The sequence below is a fragment of the Microbacterium sp. cx-55 genome (genome assembly GCF_021117345.1).
Classification (GTDB): domain Bacteria; phylum Actinomycetota; class Actinomycetes; order Actinomycetales; family Microbacteriaceae; genus Microbacterium.
On record NZ_CP088261.1, the window covers coordinates 3,200,326 to 3,219,376 of the forward strand.

At 68.4% G+C, this 19,051-nt stretch carries 19 protein-coding genes; 7 read left to right on the top strand and 12 right to left on the bottom strand.

All coding sequences use genetic code 11. The features are described from left to right. Positions 1-5 precede the first annotated feature (5 nt). The 5 genes from LQ938_RS15045 to LQ938_RS15065 all read left to right on the top strand — a co-directional run bounded on the left by LQ938_RS15045 (position 6) and on the right by LQ938_RS15065 (position 3,940). Positions 6-683, top strand: a complete 678-nt coding sequence (locus LQ938_RS15045) for a response regulator transcription factor (RefSeq protein WP_223721951.1) — start codon at positions 6-8, stop codon at positions 681-683. Continuing rightward, a complete protein-coding gene (locus LQ938_RS15050; RefSeq protein WP_223721952.1) occupies positions 649-1,974 on the top strand; it encodes a sensor histidine kinase in 1,326 nt (441 codons plus the stop codon). Before LQ938_RS15045 ends, LQ938_RS15050 begins: the two co-directional genes overlap by 35 nt. A 56-nt stretch (positions 1,975-2,030) precedes the next feature. Then, on the top strand, positions 2,031-2,711 hold the full coding sequence (locus tag LQ938_RS15055) for a PepSY domain-containing protein (RefSeq protein WP_223721953.1): 681 nt from the start codon (positions 2,031-2,033) through the stop codon (positions 2,709-2,711). A gap of 97 nt (positions 2,712-2,808) precedes the next feature. Then, a complete protein-coding gene (locus LQ938_RS15060) occupies positions 2,809-3,246 on the top strand; it encodes an MmcQ/YjbR family DNA-binding protein (RefSeq protein ID WP_223721954.1) in 438 nt (145 codons plus the stop codon). Between the two features lie 76 nt (positions 3,247-3,322). Then, positions 3,323-3,940 (top strand): HutD family protein, encoded by a 618-nt coding sequence (locus LQ938_RS15065; RefSeq protein ID WP_231341343.1) that lies wholly within the window; start codon positions 3,323-3,325, stop codon positions 3,938-3,940. 70 nt (positions 3,941-4,010) lie between these two features. Here the strand turns inward: LQ938_RS15065 and LQ938_RS15070 are convergent, their stop codons facing one another. The 4 genes from LQ938_RS15070 to LQ938_RS15085 form a co-directional block, all read right to left on the bottom strand. Continuing rightward, complete coding sequence (locus tag LQ938_RS15070; protein WP_223721956.1) at positions 4,011-4,925, bottom strand: ABC transporter substrate-binding protein; 915 nt, start codon at positions 4,923-4,925, stop codon at positions 4,011-4,013. Positions 4,926-4,996: 71 nt separating this feature from the next. Then, positions 4,997-5,719, bottom strand: a complete 723-nt coding sequence (locus tag LQ938_RS15075; protein ID WP_223721957.1) for an ABC transporter permease — start codon at positions 5,717-5,719, stop codon at positions 4,997-4,999. Then, the gene (locus tag LQ938_RS15080; RefSeq protein ID WP_223721958.1) at positions 5,716-6,366 is read right to left on the bottom strand and encodes an ABC transporter permease; all 651 of its coding nucleotides are present in this window, start codon (positions 6,364-6,366) and stop codon (positions 5,716-5,718) included. The genes LQ938_RS15075 and LQ938_RS15080 overlap by 4 nt, the downstream gene beginning before the upstream one ends. Further along, positions 6,363-7,445 carry an ABC transporter ATP-binding protein gene (locus LQ938_RS15085; RefSeq protein ID WP_223721959.1) on the bottom strand — a complete coding sequence of 361 codons (1,083 nt, stop codon included), beginning with the start codon at positions 7,443-7,445 and terminating at the stop codon, positions 6,363-6,365. Before LQ938_RS15085 ends, LQ938_RS15080 begins: the two co-directional genes overlap by 4 nt. 184 nt (positions 7,446-7,629) lie before the next feature. Between LQ938_RS15085 and LQ938_RS15090 the strand changes: the two genes are divergently transcribed. Beyond that, positions 7,630-9,075, top strand: coding sequence for an aromatic amino acid ammonia-lyase (locus LQ938_RS15090; protein WP_223721960.1), 1,446 nt, complete (start codon positions 7,630-7,632; stop codon positions 9,073-9,075). A gap of 15 nt (positions 9,076-9,090) precedes the next feature. On the opposite strand, the gene hutI is transcribed toward LQ938_RS15090, so the two are convergent. From hutI to LQ938_RS15115, 5 genes are read right to left on the bottom strand one after another with little or no spacing between them, the layout of a single operon-like run. Beyond that, positions 9,091-10,230, bottom strand: a complete 1,140-nt coding sequence (gene hutI / locus LQ938_RS15095; protein ID WP_223722533.1) for an imidazolonepropionase — start codon at positions 10,228-10,230, stop codon at positions 9,091-9,093. Between the two features lie 38 nt (positions 10,231-10,268). Continuing rightward, complete coding sequence (gene hutU / locus LQ938_RS15100) at positions 10,269-11,975, bottom strand: urocanate hydratase (protein ID WP_223721961.1); 1,707 nt, start codon at positions 11,973-11,975, stop codon at positions 10,269-10,271. 27 nt (positions 11,976-12,002) lie between these two features. Beyond that, positions 12,003-13,202 carry a formimidoylglutamate deiminase gene (locus tag LQ938_RS15105; protein ID WP_223721962.1) on the bottom strand — a complete coding sequence of 400 codons (1,200 nt, stop codon included), beginning with the start codon at positions 13,200-13,202 and terminating at the stop codon, positions 12,003-12,005. Then, positions 13,199-14,395 (bottom strand): allantoate amidohydrolase, encoded by a 1,197-nt coding sequence (locus LQ938_RS15110; RefSeq protein ID WP_223721963.1) that lies wholly within the window; start codon positions 14,393-14,395, stop codon positions 13,199-13,201. The genes LQ938_RS15105 and LQ938_RS15110 overlap by 4 nt, the downstream gene beginning before the upstream one ends. 3 nt (positions 14,396-14,398) lie before the next feature. Beyond that, positions 14,399-15,601 (bottom strand): cytochrome P450, encoded by a 1,203-nt coding sequence (locus LQ938_RS15115; RefSeq protein ID WP_223721964.1) that lies wholly within the window; start codon positions 15,599-15,601, stop codon positions 14,399-14,401. 167 nt (positions 15,602-15,768) lie between these two features. Between LQ938_RS15115 and LQ938_RS15120 the strand changes: the two genes are divergently transcribed. Further along, a complete protein-coding gene (locus LQ938_RS15120) occupies positions 15,769-16,770 on the top strand; it encodes a PDR/VanB family oxidoreductase (protein ID WP_223721965.1) in 1,002 nt (333 codons plus the stop codon). 43 nt (positions 16,771-16,813) lie between these two features. Here the strand turns inward: LQ938_RS15120 and LQ938_RS15125 are convergent, their stop codons facing one another. The 3 genes from LQ938_RS15125 to LQ938_RS15140 all read right to left on the bottom strand — a co-directional run bounded on the left by LQ938_RS15125 (position 16,814) and on the right by LQ938_RS15140 (position 18,926). Continuing rightward, positions 16,814-17,641: an IclR family transcriptional regulator gene (locus LQ938_RS15125; RefSeq protein WP_223721966.1), complete on the bottom strand. Its 828-nt coding sequence runs from the start codon at positions 17,639-17,641 to the stop codon at positions 16,814-16,816. Beyond that, complete coding sequence (locus LQ938_RS15130) at positions 17,638-18,324, bottom strand: IclR family transcriptional regulator (RefSeq protein ID WP_223721967.1); 687 nt, start codon at positions 18,322-18,324, stop codon at positions 17,638-17,640. Before LQ938_RS15130 ends, LQ938_RS15125 begins: the two co-directional genes overlap by 4 nt. Positions 18,325-18,656: 332 nt before the next feature. Further along, complete coding sequence (locus LQ938_RS15140) at positions 18,657-18,926, bottom strand: hypothetical protein (RefSeq protein WP_223721968.1); 270 nt, start codon at positions 18,924-18,926, stop codon at positions 18,657-18,659. Positions 18,927-19,051 lie beyond the last annotated feature (125 nt).

Here is a 19,051-nt window from a genome sequence, read left to right on the forward strand (position 1 = left end):
GAAGGATGCGAATTCTGGTGGTGGACGACGAGGTGCGCCTCGCGGATGGCGTACGCCGAGGCCTCGAGGCCGAGGGCTTCGCGGTCGACGTCGCGAACAACGGTGTCGACGGACTCTGGCGGGCGCGCGAGACCCGGTACGACGCGATCGTGCTCGACCTGATGATGCCCGGCATGAGCGGATGGAAGGTCTGCGCCGCCCTCCGCAGCGAAGAGAACTGGACACCCGTCCTGATGCTCACCGCCAAGGATGGCGAGTGGGACCAGGTCGAGGCCCTTGAGACCGGCGCCGACGACTTCGTCACCAAGCCGTTCTCGTTCGTCGTGCTCGTCGCACGACTTCGCGCACTGATCCGCCGCGGCGGTGTCGCGCGGCCGGTCGTGCTCGAAGCGGGCGACCTGCGCGTCGACCCGGGCGCCCGACGGGTGTGGCGTGGTGAGACGCCGATCGAGCTGACCGCGCGCGAGTTCGCGGTGCTTGAGCACCTCATCCGCCACCGCGGTCACGTGCTTTCCAAGCGAGATGTCCTCGATGGCGTGTGGGACGACGATTTCGACGGCGACCCGAACATCGTCGAGGTGTATGTCGGTCACTTGCGACGAAAGGTCGACCGCCCGTTCGGTCGCGAGGCGATCGAGACTGTGCGCGGTGCCGGATACCGACTGGCGGCAGACGGTGGCTAGGCTCCGCTCGGTGCGCGCCCGGGCGACGCTCGGCGCGACGCTCGTGGTGGCGGCGGTCATGATCGTCGGCGCCCTCGGCTTCTCCCACCTGTTGAGCACGAGCATGCGGGATGCCGTCGAGCGCGCGGGAGAAGTGCGCGCGGAAGAGCTCGCGGCGCGGATCGAGGCCGAGGGCCCCTCGGCCGTCTCCACCCGCGAAGACGAAGTCGTGCAGCTTCTCTCCCCGGACGGCGACATCATCGCGGCCAGTGAGGACGCGGCGGGGCTCGGCGCCGCATCCGCCGATGAATCGCGCGTCGTCACGATCGATGACGAGCCCGTTCTGCTGGTGAGCGAAGAGCTCGACGACGACCGCATCCTTGTCGTCGGCGTCTCGATGGAAGACGACGTGGAGACCCTCGGTACCGCGGCGGCGCTGCTGACGGTCGCCGTGCCCGCGGTGATCCTGCTGGTCGCGGGAACCACGTGGGTCGTCGTGGGTCGCGCGCTCCGCCCGGTCGCGCGCATCCGGGAGAAGGTCGACGTGATCTCGGCGGATCGGCTGAGTGAACGCGTGCCCGTGCCGAGCTCGGGCGACGAGATCGCCGCCCTGGCGACGACGATGAACGGGATGCTCGACCGCCTCGACGACGCCGCGCGAGCGCAGCGCCGATTCGTCTCCGACGCGTCGCACGAATTGCGTTCTCCCCTGGCGACCATCCGTCAGTACGCCGAGCTCGCCGACGCGCACCCGGAGACGACGAGCGTGACCGAACTGGCGCAGGTCGTGCGCGAAGAGGGCCTGCGCCTGCAGGGCCTGGTCGACGCGCTGCTGCTGCTCGCGCGGCTCGACGAGGGCGACGACGGCCGCCGGGAATCCGTCGACCTCGACGACGTCGCGCTGGCGGAGGCCGCACGGTTGCGGGGGATCGGGATGGATGTCGACAGCTCGGGCATCGGCCCGGCGCGGGTGTCTGCGGATCCTCGCTTGATCGGCCAGCTCGCACGCAACCTCGTCGACAATGCCGCGCGTCACGCCCGCGAGCGCATCGCGGTGAGCGTGACGCAGCGCGGGAACGTCGCGGTGCTCGTCGTGGAGGACGACGGGGAGGGGATCGCCCCCGAGGAGCGCGACCGCGTGTTCGAGCGGTTCGTGCGTCTCGACGATGCGCGGGCGCGGGATGCGGGGGGCAGCGGCCTCGGGCTCTCAATCGTGCGCGGCGTCGCGGAGGCCGCACACGGCTCGGTGACCGTCGACGACTCGCGCTGGGCCGGAGCGCGGTTCACGGTGACCCTTCCCGCCGCTTCCTGAAGGACCCTTCAGGAGACTTCAGGTGCGCTTCAGCACCCCGGCGGCACCATCGGGTCATGACCGATTCGCGTAACAACACTCCGACCAGCCCGTCCGACTCCCCCGCCGTCGTCCCCGACGACACGTCGCCCGCATCCACCCGCTCCCGCGGTCGCCGCGGCCTGTGGATCGGCGGCGGCGCGGTTCTCGCCGGCCTCGTGCTCGTCGGCGGCGGTGCCGCGATCGGGGCGGCCATCGCCGACGACCACGACGACGACGATCGCGACAGCTCGGCCGTCGCGGCCCGAGACGGGCAGACCGGCGCCGTCTCCGCCGCGAACGTGGGCACCGCATCCGCGGCCGACCTCATCCGCGTCGTCGAGAGCGCCTCGACCCTCGCGGAGGGCGACGCGATCGCGATCGACGCCGAGCGCGACGGCGCCTGGGACGTCACCTTCGTGACCGCCTCGGGTGACGAGTCCGAGGTTCGGGTGCCCGCATCCGGTGCCCCCTCCGTCCTCTCGACCGAGATCGCCGACGCCGACGACACCCGCCCCGCGGGCGCGCTCGACAACGCGACGATCGAGTCGATCGTCGCCGCGGCCCTCGCCGACACGGACGGCACGGTCACCCAGATCGAGATCGACGACGACGGTCGTGGCACCTACGACGTGGTCGTGCAGGTCGCCGACGGTCGCACGGTCGACATCGAGCTCGACGCCGACCTGACGGTCACGTCGTCGCGCATCGACGACTGACCCGCGGCGCCGCCCTGCGGTCTGCGTGTCGGTGCCCGTGTGTAGCATCGCACGCACATCCGGGTCGTCGTGTGCCGGCCGGGGGAAGGACTCGGACATGGACGGCGATGCGCTGCAGCAGCGCGCCCGGAACCGGGTGAACGAGCTTCCCGGTGCTGACCTCGAGCACCCGTTCGGCCCGGAGTGGGAGGTCTTCAAGGTGCGAAACAAGGTGTTCCTGCTCATGACAGAGCGGAACGGCGCGCCGGTCGTGACCGTCAAGGTCGACCCGGAAGACGGCAAGGCGCTGTGTGAGCAGTACGCGGGCATCACGCCCGGCTACCACATGAACAAGCGACACTGGATCACCGTGTATCCCGACGGAGGCGTGCCGGCGTCTCTCCTGGAAGATCTCGTGACGGAGTCCTACCTACTCGTCGTCGGCAGGCTTCCGCGCGCGAAGCGGCCGGTCGATCCCGCCCTGTTCGGTGACCACCGCTCCCAAGACGTCCCGCCTGAGCGCACCGTCGACGGCGCCGGAGAGAGCTCGTCGTGAACGGGCAACCTTCGCTGTTCGACCCACTGGGCGCAGCTTCGCGAGGGCGGACCCGGCCTCGAGAAGCACGAGCCGGATGGCGACGACACGGCGTGATGCGCGTGAGCGGCGGGCGGTGACAGCCGGTCGCAGCTCACCGATTGCCTACACTTCCGAGGTGACCAGTCTCGAGGTGCGCCGGCCCTTTTCGGCGCGTGCCGCCCGCCCGTGGGCGAACGGTGCGGGAACGACCACGGAGCTCGTGGATTTCGGCGAGAGCGCCTTCCTCACACCCGAATCATCCCGCTGGCGGCTCAGCGTCGCCCGGCTGGATCGCGAGGCACCGTTTTCGCGATTGCCTGGTCACCGACGGATGTTCGTCCCGATCGGCGGGGACGTGGTCCTCGACATCGACGGACGCGCCCAGGAGGCACCGGAGGGGATGGTGGTCGAGTTCGACGGCGGCTCGGAAGTGACCATGTCCTGGTTGTCGTCGCCCTGCCATGCGGTGAACCTGATGGTCGACGGCTTCTCCGCGCGGTCGCCCTCCCTGTCCTCAGCGACGACGGAGTTGGCGATCGATGACGGGGTCGTTGTGGTCGTCGCGTTGAGCGCAGGGCCGGAGTTCGGGATGTTCGATCTGCTCACCCCGTCTCATCACGACGAGGGCCACGAGATGCCCAGAAGAGCGTCAGTGGTCACGTTCGTGCACTGATACGCCAAACGGGTGATGGCGTCCGGGCGGTCTGTTCCGTCCGCCCGGACGCCATCGAGGATCGGTCGTTCTAGACCAGATCGTTGTCCTGCAGCCAGCCGAGGGCGACGGCGGCGATGTCTTCACCGTCGGCGATCTGGGTGTTGAGGTCGATCAGGTCCTGGGTCGTGAGAATCGCCGACACCGCGTTCAGCGCGTCGGACACCTCCGGCGTGACCTTGTCGGCGTTGATGACCGGGACGACGCTCTCGGCCAGGAAGAGTCCCTTGTCGTCGTCCAGGACGACGAACCCTCGACTGGAGATGGCGGGATCGGTGCTGAACACGTTCGCCACCTGCACCTGGCCGTTGGTGAGCGCGTCGACGGTGAGCGGGCCGCCCGCATCCAGCGGCACGAACTCTCCGAAGGTCAGGCCGTACACGGACTGGAGGCCGAGAACGCCGTTCTGTCGGGTCTGCCATTCGGCAGCGGCACCGAGCGCGAGCTGGCCGGCGACCGGTTCGAGGTCGGACATGTTCGCCAGACCGTATTCGTCCGCCGTCGCCTGTGTGACGGCGAGCACATCCTTGTCTTCCGCATCGGCGGGCTCGAGCATGGCCAGGCCCTCCGGGAGCTTCGCGTCGAGCTCGTCGAGCACCTCGTCGCGCGTGACCACGGTCGTCTCGGGCTCCAGGTAGGAGAGGAAGGCTCCGGAGTATTCGGGCATGAGGTCGAGCGATCCGTCGAGCAGGGCCGGGACCGTGATCTCGCGGCTTCCGACATTGAACCTCTCGGTCACGTCGACGCCGGCCGCGCTCAGCGCCTGCGAGTAGATGCTCGCCAGCAGCTGGCTCTCCGGGAAGTCGGCCGAGCCGATGACGATCGATGAGCTCGAGGCACTGGAGTCGTCTCCCGCATCCAGCGGGTCCGAGCCTCCGGAGCAACCTGCGAGGGCGACGGCCGTGACGGCGAGACCCGTAGCGAGGAGAAGGGCTTTCTTCTTCATGCTGTGTTCCTTGTCATGTTCGGGTGGAGCATCGGGGTGGTGCATCGGGTGGTGGTGCGGTTCGTGTGGACTCAGTGAGTCGCGGGCTCTTCGGCCAAGGCGACGCGGGGGCTGCGGCGCGCGGACCGCGTCAATCCGGGCGAGACGATCAGTCGTGTGGCGGCGATGAGGGCCACCTCGAGGAGGATGGCCAGGAGCGCGACGAGAATCGCACCGGCTGCCATCTCCGAGTAGTTCTGCGACGCCCGGCCATCCAAGATGAATCGCCCCAGGCCACCGAGCGACACGAATGCCGCGATCGTCGCCGTGGAAACGACCTGCAGGGTGGACGACCGGATGCCGGACATGATCAGGGGAAGCGCACCGGGAATCTGCACGTGCAGCAGGATCTGCCAGCGCGTGTATCCCATTCCGCGCGCCGCGTCCACGGCGCCGTCGTCGACGGACTGCACTCCGGCGTACGTGTTGGTGAGGATCGGAGGCACGGCCAGGAGGACGAGCACGATGATGCTCGGGATGACGTACGCGAGGCGGGAGGAGATGACGGGCGAGATGATCATCACGGCGAGGATCAGAAGACCGAGCGACGGCAGCGCACGCAACGCGTTCGCCATGCCCGCCACGACGACTCGGCCCCGTCCGGTGTGGCCGACGTAGAGCCCGATCGGCAGCCCGATGACGACGGCGATCCCGAGGGCGATTCCCGAGTAGATCAGGTGGATGAGGACCTGTGCCGGGATCCCTCCGGATCCGGTCCAGTTCTGAGGGTCCGCGAACCAGTCCACGATGCTCATGCGGCGACATCCGTCCGGCGCCATGGGGTGAGACGTTTGGTGATCCAGATCACGATCAGGTCGAGGAGGACCGCGAGCACGACGCTCAGGACGATCCCGAGAATCACGGGCGTGATCAACCGGAGTTGGAAGCCTTGGGTGAAGAGAGATCCCAGCTGCGGAATCCCCAGGAGCGCCGCCATCGACACGATGCTGACGTTGGCGACGACGGCGACGCGCAGGCCCGCGCCGATCACCGGAACGGCCGCCGGCAGCTGCACGAGGAGCAGGCGCTGCCAGCTCCGGTAGCCCATCGCTTCCGCCGCTTGCACCGACTCGTACGGGACGGATGACAGGCCGTCGGCCACGACTCGAACGAGGAGGGCGACCGTGTAGACGGAGAGCGCGACCACGACGTTGAGGGGGTCGAGGATCCGTGTGTGCAGGATCTGCGGGAGGAGCACGAAGAGCGCCAGCGAAGGAACGGTGTACAGCAGAGACGAGGCACCGACGAGGATCGGGTAGGCGACTCTGCTGCGCTGAGCCACCCAGCCGAGCGGGAGCGCGACGATCAGGCCGACGACGACCGGGATGACCGACAGCAGAAGATGGGATCCCGTGAGCTCGAGGAGCCGCGCCGCGTTATTCGCGATCCAGTCCAGGTTCATGCGACCGGAGCCTTGAGCGTTTCCATCGCCGCACTCACTGCCGAGAGTCGGACGGTTCCCTTGTATCGGCCGTCGTCGCCAGCGATCAGGGCACGTCCCGTAGGGGAGGAGACCGCGGCATCGAAGAGTTCACGCAAGCTCGACGACTCTCGAGCCACCGTGCCGCTGACATCGATATCGGCGACGCCGACTACCGTCCCGGCGCCGCCGGAGGATCGCGCCCAGCCCAGGGGCTTGCCGTCGACATCCACCACCACGGAGTCACCGCGCCCGGGGATGCCGCCGACCGGAACGGGTTCCTCCCACTCGGTGTCGATGACGTGGGCCCACCGGTGGAACTGGAGCGACCGATAGCCGCGCCCGTTACCGATGAAGTCCGCGACGAACTGGTCGGCGGGACGCGTCAGAAGCTCCTCGGGCGTCGCGAACTGGGCGACGTGGCCGCCCTCGCGCATGACGGCGACGTAGTCGCCGAGCTTCAGTGCTTCATCGATGTCGTGAGTGACCATGACGATCGTCTTGCTGAGTTCTTGCTGCAGGCGCAGGAACTCGTCCTGGAGCTGATTGCGCACGATGGGGTCGACCGCGCTGAAGGGCTCGTCCATGAGCAGGAACGGCGGATCGGTGGCCAGTGCCCGAGCGACTCCGACGCGCTGCTGTTGCCCGCCCGAGAGCTGCCAGGGGTAGCGGCGAGCGTGGCGTTCGGTGAGGCCCACTCGGGTGAGGAGCTCCATCGCGCTCTCGCGCGCCGCTTTCTTCGATGCACCGAGGAGTCGCGGGAATGCGGCGACGTTGTCGAGTGCCGTGCGGTGCGGGAAGAGCCCGGCTCCCTGGATCACGTACCCGATCCTTCGCCGGAGGGCGACGCGATCGGTCGTCTGGGTGTCCTGGTCGCCGACCAGCACGCGACCTCCCGTGGGATCGACCAAGCGGTTGATCATCCGCATCGTCGTGGTCTTGCCGCATCCGGATGGGCCGACGAGCACGGTGAGCTTGCCGCTGGGGGCGACGAAGTTCAGGCCGGACACCGCGACCGTGCCATCGGGGTACTGCTTCGACACGTCTTCAAAGGTGATCACTCGGGTGCTCCCGCCATTCGCTCGGATTGCCGATCTTTACTGAGGTTATGAAGAGTGCATTTCGGCTCGTTGTGCCGGTTGTTACCGTTTAGTAAAAGACTCTTGCCGTACCGTGAAAAGCTTTCGTCCTCCTGTGATGATGAAAGCTCCGCTCCGCGTTCGCCCTTCGAGCCCCGAGGATCTGATGATCACCATCACCGCCCGAACTCCCGTGACCCAGATCGTCGAGATCGCACGGAACATCACCCCCGTCGAGGTGTCACCCGACGTGGTCGCCGCCGTCTCCCGCGCGCACCTCGAATCGGCCGCGCTCTCGGCTCGCATCCCGACCTACGGCCGCTCCACCGGATTCGGCGCGAACAAGACCGAGCCCGTCGCCGACGATGACGCGGAACACGGTCTCCGTCTCCTTCGCAGCAGCGCCGTCGACGCCGGATCGCCTCTCCCCGATGACGCGGTCCGAGCGATGCTCGCCGTGCGACTGGTGCAGCTGTGCACCCCCGGCGCCGGCCTCGACGCGAACATCCTGCCCGCCCTCGCCGCGATGCTCACGAAGAATGCGCTCCCCCGCATCCTGGAATTCGGCTCCATCGGCACCGCGGACCTTGCCGCGCTGTGCGGAACGGCGCTCACCCTCATGGGTGAGCGCCCCGCCACGGCGCCGCTGGAAGCGATGGCCCCGTGGAGCAAGGAGAGCGCCCTGCCGTTCGTCTCCAGCAACGCCCTCACGATCGGGCGCGCCATCCTCGCCGCACACGATCTCCGAGAGCTCGTCGATGCGGGGCTCGTCGTTTACGCGCTCACTGCTGCCGGACTGGAGGGCAACCCCTCACCGTTCCATCCCGCCGCCGCTCGAGGAGTGGGATTGGCCGGATCGGAACGGTTGGCCGAGCGCGTCCGCGCGCTCCTTCACGACGGTGCTCCTCGCCGCATCCAGGACCCCTACGGACTCCGCGCCTTCCTCCCCTCGACCATCGGCCTCGTCGAGGCACTCGACCGCCTGGATCACCTGCTCGACGCGATCTCGCACGCGGCGCAAGAGAACCCGTTGTTCGTGTTCGACGAGGAGGGAAAGGGTCTCACCGTCGCCCACAACAGCAACTTCCTGCAGGCACCGCTCTCGCTCACGGTGGATGCGGTGAAGGTCGCTCTGGCCCAGACCGCGCCCCTGAATGTGTCCCGAATCCGGATGATGACCGAACCCGAACACACCGGGCTCGCCCCGTTCCTCGCGACCGGTGCGGCGAGCGCGTCAGGGGTCATGATGATCGAGTACGTCGTGGCCGGCGCGTACGGTTCCCTCCACTCCGCCGCGCAGCCGAACAGCCTCACCACCGTCGTGCTCTCGCGCGGCGCGGAAGAGGATGCGAGCTTCGCGAACGAAAGCGTGGTGCAGCTCGAGCGAGCGGTGCATGCCTACCGCGCCGTCATCGCCGGCGAACTCGTCATCGCCGCGCGGTTGTTGCGTCAGCGCGGCATCGCACCGGAAGCCCTGACGTCTCCGTCACTCGCTGCGGCATACCGCGCCACCGCGCAGCTCGACCCCGACGACAGCGATCGTGACCAGCGACCCGACCTGCAGGAGGCCGAGCGACTGATCCCGGTCCTCGCCGCGCTCGCGCGGGACTGAGCCGGCCGGCAGACCTCACACCATCCGGACGCCCTGGCGCCACACGCCCCAGGTCAACGGCATTCCCGGTCGATAGGCCAGGTGGATCGCCGCCGGCGCATTCAGCACGTGGAGGTCTGCCCGGTGCCCCACCGCGACCGACCCGACGGGGGCAACTCCGGCGGCCACTTGTGCGACATCACGGCCCAGAGCGCGGGCGCCCCCGCGCGTGCCCGCGCGGACGGCTTCGACGATGGTGAGTCCCATCTGCAACACCGCAGTGGCGACGCAGAAGTTCATCGACGTCGTGTACGACGTGCCCGGATTGCAGTTGGATGCGAGGGCCAGGACGGCGCCGGCATCCAGCAGTCGGCGGGCCGGTGCGAGCGGTGCCCGCGTCGACAGGTCGCAGGCGGGCAGGACCGTCGCCACGGTCTGCGATCCTGCGAGGGCGTCGACATCGCCCGCCGACAAGAAGTTGCAGTGGTCGACACTTGCCGCGTCGTACTCCACCGCGAGCTGAACGCCCTGCCCGGGACCCATCTGGTTTCCGTGCACGCGCAACCCGAGCCCGGCCGCGCGCGCCGCCGACAGCACGCGCGCCGTCTGGTCGGGCGTGAACGCTCCGCTCTCGCAGAAGACATCCGCCCATCGCACGTGCGGGCGGACCGCGTCGAGCATCTCACCGCACACGAGGTCGGTGTACTCGTCAGCATCCATCCCGTCGGGAACCAGGTGGGCACCGAGGTAGGTCACCTCATCGACGAGGTCGGCGGCGACGACCGCCGACCTCGTTTCCTGCTCGACGTTCAAGCCGTAGCCCGTCTTCGTCTCGAGGTAGGTCGTCCCCCCGGCGACCGCCTCGGCGACACGGCCACCGACGAGCGCGCGCAGGCGCTCATCGGTGGCCGCACGTGTCGCCGACGTCGTCATGGCGATACCGCCCGCAGCGTAGGGCCGACCCGCCATCCGGGCTTCGAACTCCGCCGACCGGTCGCCGTCGAAGACGAGGTGAGTGTGCGAGTCGACCCACCCCGGGAGCATCGCGCGACCGCCGACATCCGTCCGTCGATCGGCCGCCGGAACCTCGGACGAATGCCCGACCCAGGCGATCAGCCCCTCCTCGACCACGACGGCGCCGTCTCGGATCGTCCCGAGATCGTCGTCCTGCGTCATCAATTCACTGATGCCCGTGATCAGTTCTGCGGTCACGATCAGTCCTCGGGGAGCATCGGGATTCGCACGCCACGATTGCGGGCGACGTCGATCGCCTTCTCGTAGCCCGCATCAGCGTGCCGGATCACGCCCATGCCGGGGTCGTTGGTGAGGAGCCGTTCGAGCTTCGCCGCGGCGAGCTCGGTGCCGTCGGCAAGGCCCACCTGGCCGGCGTGGATGGAACGACCGATGCCGACACCTCCGCCGTGGTGGATCGAGACCCAGGACGCACCCGAGGATGCGGCCGTCAGTGCGTTCAGGAGGGGCCAGTCGGCGATCGCATCCGAGCCGTCCTTCATCGCCTCTGTCTCCCGGTAGGGCGAGGCGACCGAACCCGAGTCCAGATGATCCCGACCGATGACGATGGGCGCGGATACCTTGCCCTCGGCGACGAGCCGGTTGAACAGCAGACCGGCCTGGTGACGCTCTCCGTAGCCGAGCCAGCAGATCCGGGCGGGAAGCCCTTCGAACTCGACATGCTTCTGCGCGGCATCCAACCAGCGATGCAGGTGCTCGTTCTCGGGGAACAGCTCCTTGAGCGCCTGGTCGGTCACCTCGATGTCACGCGGGTCTCCCGACAGCGCGACCCAGCGGAACGGGCCGAGGCCCTCGCAGAACAGCGGACGGATGTAGGCCGGCACGAAGCCGGGAAAGTCGAAGGCCCGGTCGTATCCGCCCTGCCGTGCCTCGTCACGGATCGAGTTACCGTAATCGAACACTTCGGCACCCGCATCCAGAAAGCCCACCATCGCTTCCACGTGCGCTGCCATCGAGGCGCGTGCACGGTCGGTGAAGGCGACGGGGTCCGCCTCTGACGCCGCAACCCACTGGTCCACGGAAATGCCCACCGGAAGGTACGAGAGCGGATCGTGGGCGGACGTCTGATCGGTCACGATGTCGACCGTGAATTCGCCTGCCCGGTGGCGGCGCAACAACTCGGGGAACACCTCCGCGGCGTTGCCGACCAGACCGACCGACAGCGCCCGCTTCTCCGCCTTGGCCGCCAGGACCTTCGCCAGGGCGGCATCGATGTCGGTCTCGACGTCATCGAGGTAGCGCTTGCCCTGCCGACGGCGCAAACGGGTCTCGTCCACGTCGACGATGAGGACAGCGCCCCCGTTCAGCGTCACCGAGAGCGGCTGCGCACCGCCCATGCCGCCGCATCCGCCGGTGAGGGTGAACGTTCCCGCCAGCGTGCCGCCGAACCGCTTCTCGGCGATCGCGGCGAAGGTCTCGTAGGTCCCCTGCAGGATTCCCTGGGTACCGATGTAGATCCATGACCCTGCGGTCATCTGGCCGTACATCATGAGGCCCTCCGCCTCGAGCCGGCGGAACTCGGGCCAGTTCGCCCAGTCGCCGACGAGGTTCGAGTTCGCGATGAGTACGCGCGGCGCCCACACGTTCGTCCGGAGCACCCCCACCGGCTTACCGGACTGGACCAGCAGCGTCTCATCGTCTTCCAGCGTCTTGAGCGTTTCGACGATCGCGTCGAAGGCCTCCCAGCTGCGCGCAGCGCGCCCGGTGCCGCCGTACACGACGAGATCCTCCGGGCGTTCGGCGACCTCGGGATCGAGATTGTTCATCAGCATCCGAAGCGGCGCCTCCGTCTGCCAGCTGCGAGTCGTCAGCTCCGTGCCCCGCGGCGCGCGGATGGTGCGAGTGGGGTCGTGCCGGGTGAACGTGGCCGGGGTGGTCGTGATGCTCATGGTGTCCTTCGGATCGGGGCGAGTGGGTCAGAGATCGAGGTGGGTCAGGGCGTCGGCGTACAACCTGCCGGGGTCGCCCAGCGAGGTGTGTTCGCCGTCTCGGGCGACGACGGTGCCGGCGATGCGAACCTCGGCGATGTCGGCAGCGGTCGCGGTCAAGGGAAGCTGGTCGAGGTCGGAACCCGCGGTGCGTGCGGTGTTCCGCCGCACGAGCACCACGTCGTCGGAGAGGCCGAGCCCGAGGCTGCGGCGTCCGCCGTCGACCGCCGCCGAGATGATCTCCGCGGGCGTGAAACGTCCACGGAGCTGGGCGCCGAGGCGCTCGTGGTGCTCGAGCCCGCGCATCTCGAGGAACGGATCGAGCACGGCGTGCTGGTCGCTGCCCAGGGCGATCGTCGCGCCGGCGTCGTGGAGTGCCCGCGCCGGCCCGATGCCGTCACCCAGATCGGCTTCGGTCGTCGGGCACATGACGATGGTGACCTCTCGTCGACCGAGCAACGCGATGTCGGCGTCGGTCAGGTGGGTGGCGTGGACCGCGGAAAGGCGAGGACTGAGGAGTCCGCTTCGCTCGAGAAGCTCCGTGGGGGTGACCCCGTGGGCATCGAGACACGCGACGTTCTCCGCTTGTTGCTCCGACAGGTGTACGTGCAACGGCAGCGCCGGATCGAGGTCGGAGGCGATCACGGTCAACTGATCCGCGGGCACGGCGCGCACCGAGTGAATGGCCGCGCCGACGGTCACGAGCGCACCGGCTTCTTCGGCCAGGGCGGCGCGCAGCGAATGGACCCGACGCACCCAGGCCGCAGCATCCCCGTCGGAGAAGCGTGTCTGGGCGGCGGCGAGCGGCTGACCGATACCGCCGGCGAGGTAGCAGGTGTCGAGCAGGGCCAACCGGATGCCGGCGGCCGCGGCGGCACGTGCCAGCGCGCGCTCCATGTCGTGATCGGCGTAGGGCGTCCCGTCCGGGCGGTGGTGCACGTAGTGGAATTCTCCGACCGCGGTCCAGCCGGAGACGACCATCTCGGCGAACACCGCCGTCGCGAGCCGCTCGTAGCCCGCCGGGGTGAGCGCCGATGCCGCGGAGTACATCTGTTCGCGCCACGTCCAGAAACTTCCCTGCTCCCGGTGGGTGCGTCCGCGAAGAACGCGATGGAAGGCGTGGGAGTGCGCGTTCACCGGGCCGGGAACGAGGGCGATCGTGGAATCGACGGCGGTGATCGCGGTCACAGCAGCGCCTCCAGGACATCGGCGAGCGCACGCGCGCCGGCCTCCGCATCCGAGTCCTCCACGTGTTCTTCGGGCGAGTGACTGATGCCCTCCGCATTCCGGGTGAAGAGCATGCCGCTCGGCACCACGGCAGAAAGAACGGCCGCATCGTGGCCGGCCCCGGTGTCGAGCACGCGCCCACCCGGCAGCGCGAGCGCCATCTGTGCGCGCAGCCCCGGGTTCAGGTGCACGGTCGGGCTCAGCGACTCCTCGATCAGCATCGACTCACAGCCCTCCTCGGCCGCGGCAGTCTCGGCCGCCGAGGCGATCCGCGCGACGAGGTCGGCCGTCACCAGGTCGTCCGGGTGACGAACGTCGAGCCATACTTCGACGCGGCTGGCGATCACGTTCGTGCCGCCGGGCACCGGCAGGATTCGACCGACCGTGGCGCGCGCATGGGGAACGGATGCAGCGAGCTGCCGCACGGCGAGCACCACCTTGGCCGCGACGATCATGGGGTCACGGCGATCATCCATCAGCGTGGTCCCCGCATGGTTGCCCTGGCCGGTGAGGAGGAATCGCCACCGACCGTGTCCGAGCACGGCGTCACCGACCGCGACCGGGGGCCCGCAGTGACCCAGCCCGCGACCCTGCTCGACGTGGAGTTCGACGAACTGTCCGATCCGCGCCACCGCGGCAGGGTCGGCGCCGATGTGCGCCGGATCGATGCCGTGGTCGCGGGCGACCTCGGCGAATGTGCGACCGTCGGCATCGACCAGCGCACGGGCTCGGTCGGGGTCGAGCGCGCCGGTCATGAGACGAGATCCGAGACAGGCGACGCCGAATCGCGACCCCTCCTCCTCGGGGAAGACCACGGCCGCGATGCTGCGGGCGGGCTGCAGCCCACGGTCCCGGAGATGATCGATCGCGGCGAGCGCCGAGGCGACGCCGAGCGGCCCATCGAATGCGCCGCCGCCGGGAACGGAGTCCAGGTGCGACCCGGTCACGAGGGCGCCATCGTGGGGCGCGCCCCACCACGCCCAGATGACACCGTTCCGATCCGTCTCCACGTCCAGGTCCCGCGCGTGCGCGGCCGCGCGGAACCACTCGCGCAGATCGGTCTCGGCGGCAGAGAAGACCGGGCGGGTGTAGCCGCCCCGCACGGGATCACGCCCGGTGTCTGCGATCTCCCCGAGGAGCGATGTGACCGACATCGGTTATGCCGCGTCAATCGAGACGGGAAGGCTCGCGTAGCCCTTGAGCGTGGTGTGGACGAACGGCTTCACGTCGCCGGTGAATTCGATCCGCTTGACGCGTTTGGCGAACGTCGTCAGCAGCACATCCATCTCCAGCCGGGAGATGGGCTGTCCGACGCACTGGTGGATGCCCATGCCGAAGGTGAGGTGACCGGAGGAGTCGCGGTCGATATCGAAGTCGGCGGCGGTCGGTCCCCACTTCGCTTCGTCGCGGTTGGCCGATCCGATGAACAGCAGCACCTTCGACTCCGCGGGCAGAGCGATACCCCCGAGCTCGGTGTCGACACTCGTGGTGCGGTAGAACGATTGGAAGGGAGAGTCGTAGCGGAACGCCTCGTCGATGGCGAACTTCATCAGACGGGGATTCTCGTGGACTCGCGCGTATTGATCGGGGTGCGCGGCGAGCGCGCGCAGCGTGTTCCCGAGGGCGATCACGGTGGTGTCGAGTCCGGCGGAGAGCATGGCTCGCACCAGAAGCGTCGCCTCTTCCGGCGGGATGTTGCCGGCGTCGGCCTCCGCCCAGATGCCGGCGCCCATTCCGGTCGGATCGAGGCGTTCGCGGGCGCAGTTCTGCAGCACCCACTCGTAGGTGCCCTCCGCGTCATTGCGGTGCTCGAGGGCGATTTCGTTCAGGGGACCGAACGTGGCGAAGTTGGCCGCGCCCTGAGGAATGAGGTTTTCCGCGCGACCCTCGCGAGGAATCCCCACCGCATCGGCGAAGACGCGCAGCGGGTAGACCTCCGCGAAGTCGGACACCGCGTCGAATGAACCGAGATCGATGACCCGAGTCACGAGCTCATCGGCGAACTCCTGGAAGCCGGCGCGGAGCGAGCGCATGTTCTTCGGGTTGATGACCGAGGTCATCGCCGCGCGCATGCTGGTGTGGTTCGGGGGGTCGACTTCGAGGATGCCGGGCTGTCGCAGCGGTGGCGCATGATGGATGTTGACGATCCCCACCCCCGCCCCGGAGATGAACGTGCGGTAGTCCTCGAGGATCGCCCGTACCTCCGCGTCGCGGCCGAATGCATGGACGCCGTACTGCTCCAGCCATGCGGCGGGACCCGCACCGCGCAGCCGGTCGAAGAAGGGATACGGATCCACGAGGATCTCCCGCTCGTAGGGGTCTTCGTGCATACGCGGGGCGTGGCTGCTCACGATGGACATGAAGATTCCTCTCGATCGGGGCCCCGCGACGCGGAGCGTTCGTACGGTATCCGCGCGATCCCGGGCGGCAACATGGGCATTCCCACGCTGCAAGAACGGGCGTTGCGGCCCCTTCTTGCTCCGTCGTTCACTTCAGCTACGACCCCGTTCTCCAGGAGGAACCCGCGATGACGAACGACGCGCAACGGCATTCCCCGCCGGAGTTGCCCCGAGGTTTCGTGGACGCACGAGTCGTCCGCCGCAGGCAGATCTCCGACGGCGTCGTGTTGCTCGATCTCGACGTGCCGACGAACTCGGGCACGACGACCGCGGCAGGCTCGCACATCGAGGTCTTCCTCCCGCTCGGAGTCGGGGGTGAAGTCCGCCACTACTCGGTGTGCCGGGCGGAAGAGGGCACCATCCAGATCGCCGTGCTGCGGGAGACGGACGGTCGCGGCGGATCGGCGTGGATGCACGATCACGCTGACGTCGGCGTCACTCTCATGGCCCGTGGGCCGCGCAACACGTTCACGTACGCGCCGACGGGCCCCGCCCTGTTCATCGCGGGCGGGATCGGGATCACACCCATCCTGCCGATGATCGAGGAGGCACGAGAAGCCGCCATCGACTGGAAGCTGGTCTATGCCGGGCGTTCGCTCGCGAGCATGGTGTTCGCGGACGAACTCGTCCGCGCCGGCGGAGACATCGCCCTGTGGCCGGCGGACACGCGAGGGCGCGTAGACCTGGGCGAGGTCATCGCGCACACCTCCGCGGAGACGACGATCTACGCGTGCGGTCCCGACCGGATGCTGACAGAGCTGCGTGCGCTGTGCGCGGTGAGTGGCCACACTCTGGTCTCGGAGGACTTCTCGATCGGTCGGATGGAGGAGGCCGCATCCGTCGACGTCCGGGTGGAATCCGACGACCGGGAGTTCACGGTCGAACTGGCTGACGGCACCGAGGTTGTCGTTCCGCGCGGGTGCTCCATCCTCACCGCGCTCGGGGGCGCGGGGATCCGGACGCTCAGCTCCTGCCAACGCGGAGAGTGCGGAACCTGCGAGACGCCGATCATCTCCGGCGAAGCCGACCATCGAGACAGGGTGCTGTCGGAAGAGGAGCGAGCGGCGAACGAGGTCATGATGATCTGCATCTCCCGAGCCAAGGGAGACCGGCTCGTCTTGGACCTCTGATTCCCTCGACACCATCCGGATGCTCTTCGCTTCGCCGTCGGGGTCAGCTGGCGATGAGCCGCGAGGCGGCGACCGGCGAATCGAGGAGCGCAGAGAGGCTGGCGGCAGCCCGCAGCAGCCGCGCGCGCGTCTTCGCAATCCACGCGTCGTCACAGCGCGACTCGACCCCGGCGACAGCGAGAGAACAGACGACTTCGCCGCCCAGGGCGAAGACCGGCACGGCCACAGCGACAGCACCCTCCGTGAGTTCGCCCCGCGACACAGCCCATCCACGCTCGCGAATCTGTTGCAGTTCACGCACCAGGGCGTCAGCACGCAGCGTTCGATCGGTGACCTGGCGGATTCTGCCGGATACGACATGAGTGATCACGCTGGCCGGGGCGTGCGCCAGCAGGACCCGCTGACCCGTTCCCGCGTGGAGAGGAAGAAGCTGATTGGTACGGAAGGCGATCCGCTCCGGTTTGGGCGACTCCACCTGACGCAGGCACATGGCGTTGGTGCCGATCCGCGCCGTCATCACCGACGTCTCACCGGTTGCCCGGGTGAGTTGGTCGAGAATCGTGAACCCGACTTCGACGAGGCGGGCACGCGCTCGGTCGTGTCCGGAAAGCTCCGCGAGGCGCCATCCCGCGACGTACGAGCCGTCGTGTTCTTCGACGAGTGCGAACTCCCGGAGGGTCCGCAGGTAGCGGTAAACCGTGCTGAGCGGAAGGCCGAGATCGTCCGCGATGTCGACGGCACGCGCCTCGCCGCTGTCGGTGACCGACGTGAGGATCTTCAGCCCCCGAACGAACGCGCTCTCGCGCCGCGTTGCTGTTTCGGCACCGATGTCGGCGATCGATGCACCGGTGGGCTCACCGGCCTGCGTCACGTCACCGACTCCGGCCCCGATCCGACAGCATCCAGCTCGGGCGTCGCGACGGAGAACAGGTCCGCTGTCTCCGCCTGCAGCAACGCACCCCAGTCGGCGATCGCGCCAGGCGTGCAGCGGAAGCTCGGCGCAACGATGCTGATGGCTCCGAGGATCCGGCCTTCGGATCGGATCGGAACGGCCACCGCCGTCGCATCCGTCTCCACGCCACCCTCCGCGACGGCGAACCCTCGCGGAAGAGGTGCACCACTCAACACGAGTCCGGCCGCCGTCCCCTCCATCGGGATCGTCGCTCCCGTCCATGTGCGGTGACGAACGGCGCGCGTGCCTTCGAGTGTCGCGATGTAGGTCGCGCTGCCCGGCTGGCCCCGAACGCTCAGGTAGACCGACTCCCCCGTCTGGTCCACGAGACGACCCATAGCCGGCCAGGCGAGATCGACGAGAGAATCCTGGCTGAGCGCGCGCAGACCGAGCTGGAAGATTCGTCCGCCGGGCACGTATTCGCCGGACTCGTCTCTGCGGACGAACCCCGACATCTCCAACGTGCGCAACAATCTCAGCGAAGTGCTGGGGGAAAGATCCGTGCGACGGGCGGCTTCCGAGAGCGTGACCCGGCCCCGGTCGCACACGACAGCAAGGAGCGCGAGTGTCCGTTCCGCAGAACGAGTTGCAACCTCAGCCATAGCAATGCCTCCGTGTTCAAGGCCGAAGATATCGGCGCGATGTGATGCCGGCTTTTCCAGCGTGTTTCCAACAGGCAACAGTTGCTTGCCACTCTATGACAAGCGTGAACTGGCGCTCGGATGCGGGCACGCGACCGTGCGCCGTGCGTGACAGCAGACCCGCAGACCGACGCGGCGAACGCACGAGCTGCGTCGGCTCTGGCCCGCGCTATCTCATAAGGACGGCCCCGGGCATCGCTCTTCGGGGTCGCGCCATCAGATTCGGCCGTTGATGCGGAGGTCTATCATGAGCGCCGAATGCGGCACGGCACGAGCTCTGTGCAGCCGGCCACCTACCAGATGGTGCCGCCGCCGACGGAGATCCCACCCCAGTTGAGCGCGATGAAGATGGCCGCGAACACGACGGGCGCGATGCCCTTGCCGCTACGCGCGAGCCCTTTGAGGAGGGCGATCACGGCGAGAACAGCGGCCACGACAGAGAGGCCACCGCCGAGGATCAGCCCGATGAACAAGGGGATCGGCATGAGCACGAGGCCGATCAGTGCGAACCAGAACGCGGCCCAGGCCGTGGGATTGGAGCGGCGTTCAAGAAAGGACGACATGCCTCATTATCCCGCGTCACCGCTGTGGCGCGATCTACCGATGGGCGCTATGGGAGCATCCCGGGTGCACGCTCTCGCTTTTCGCGGGGTGCGTCTATTGATTTTCTGGCAGTTGATAGTCCGGT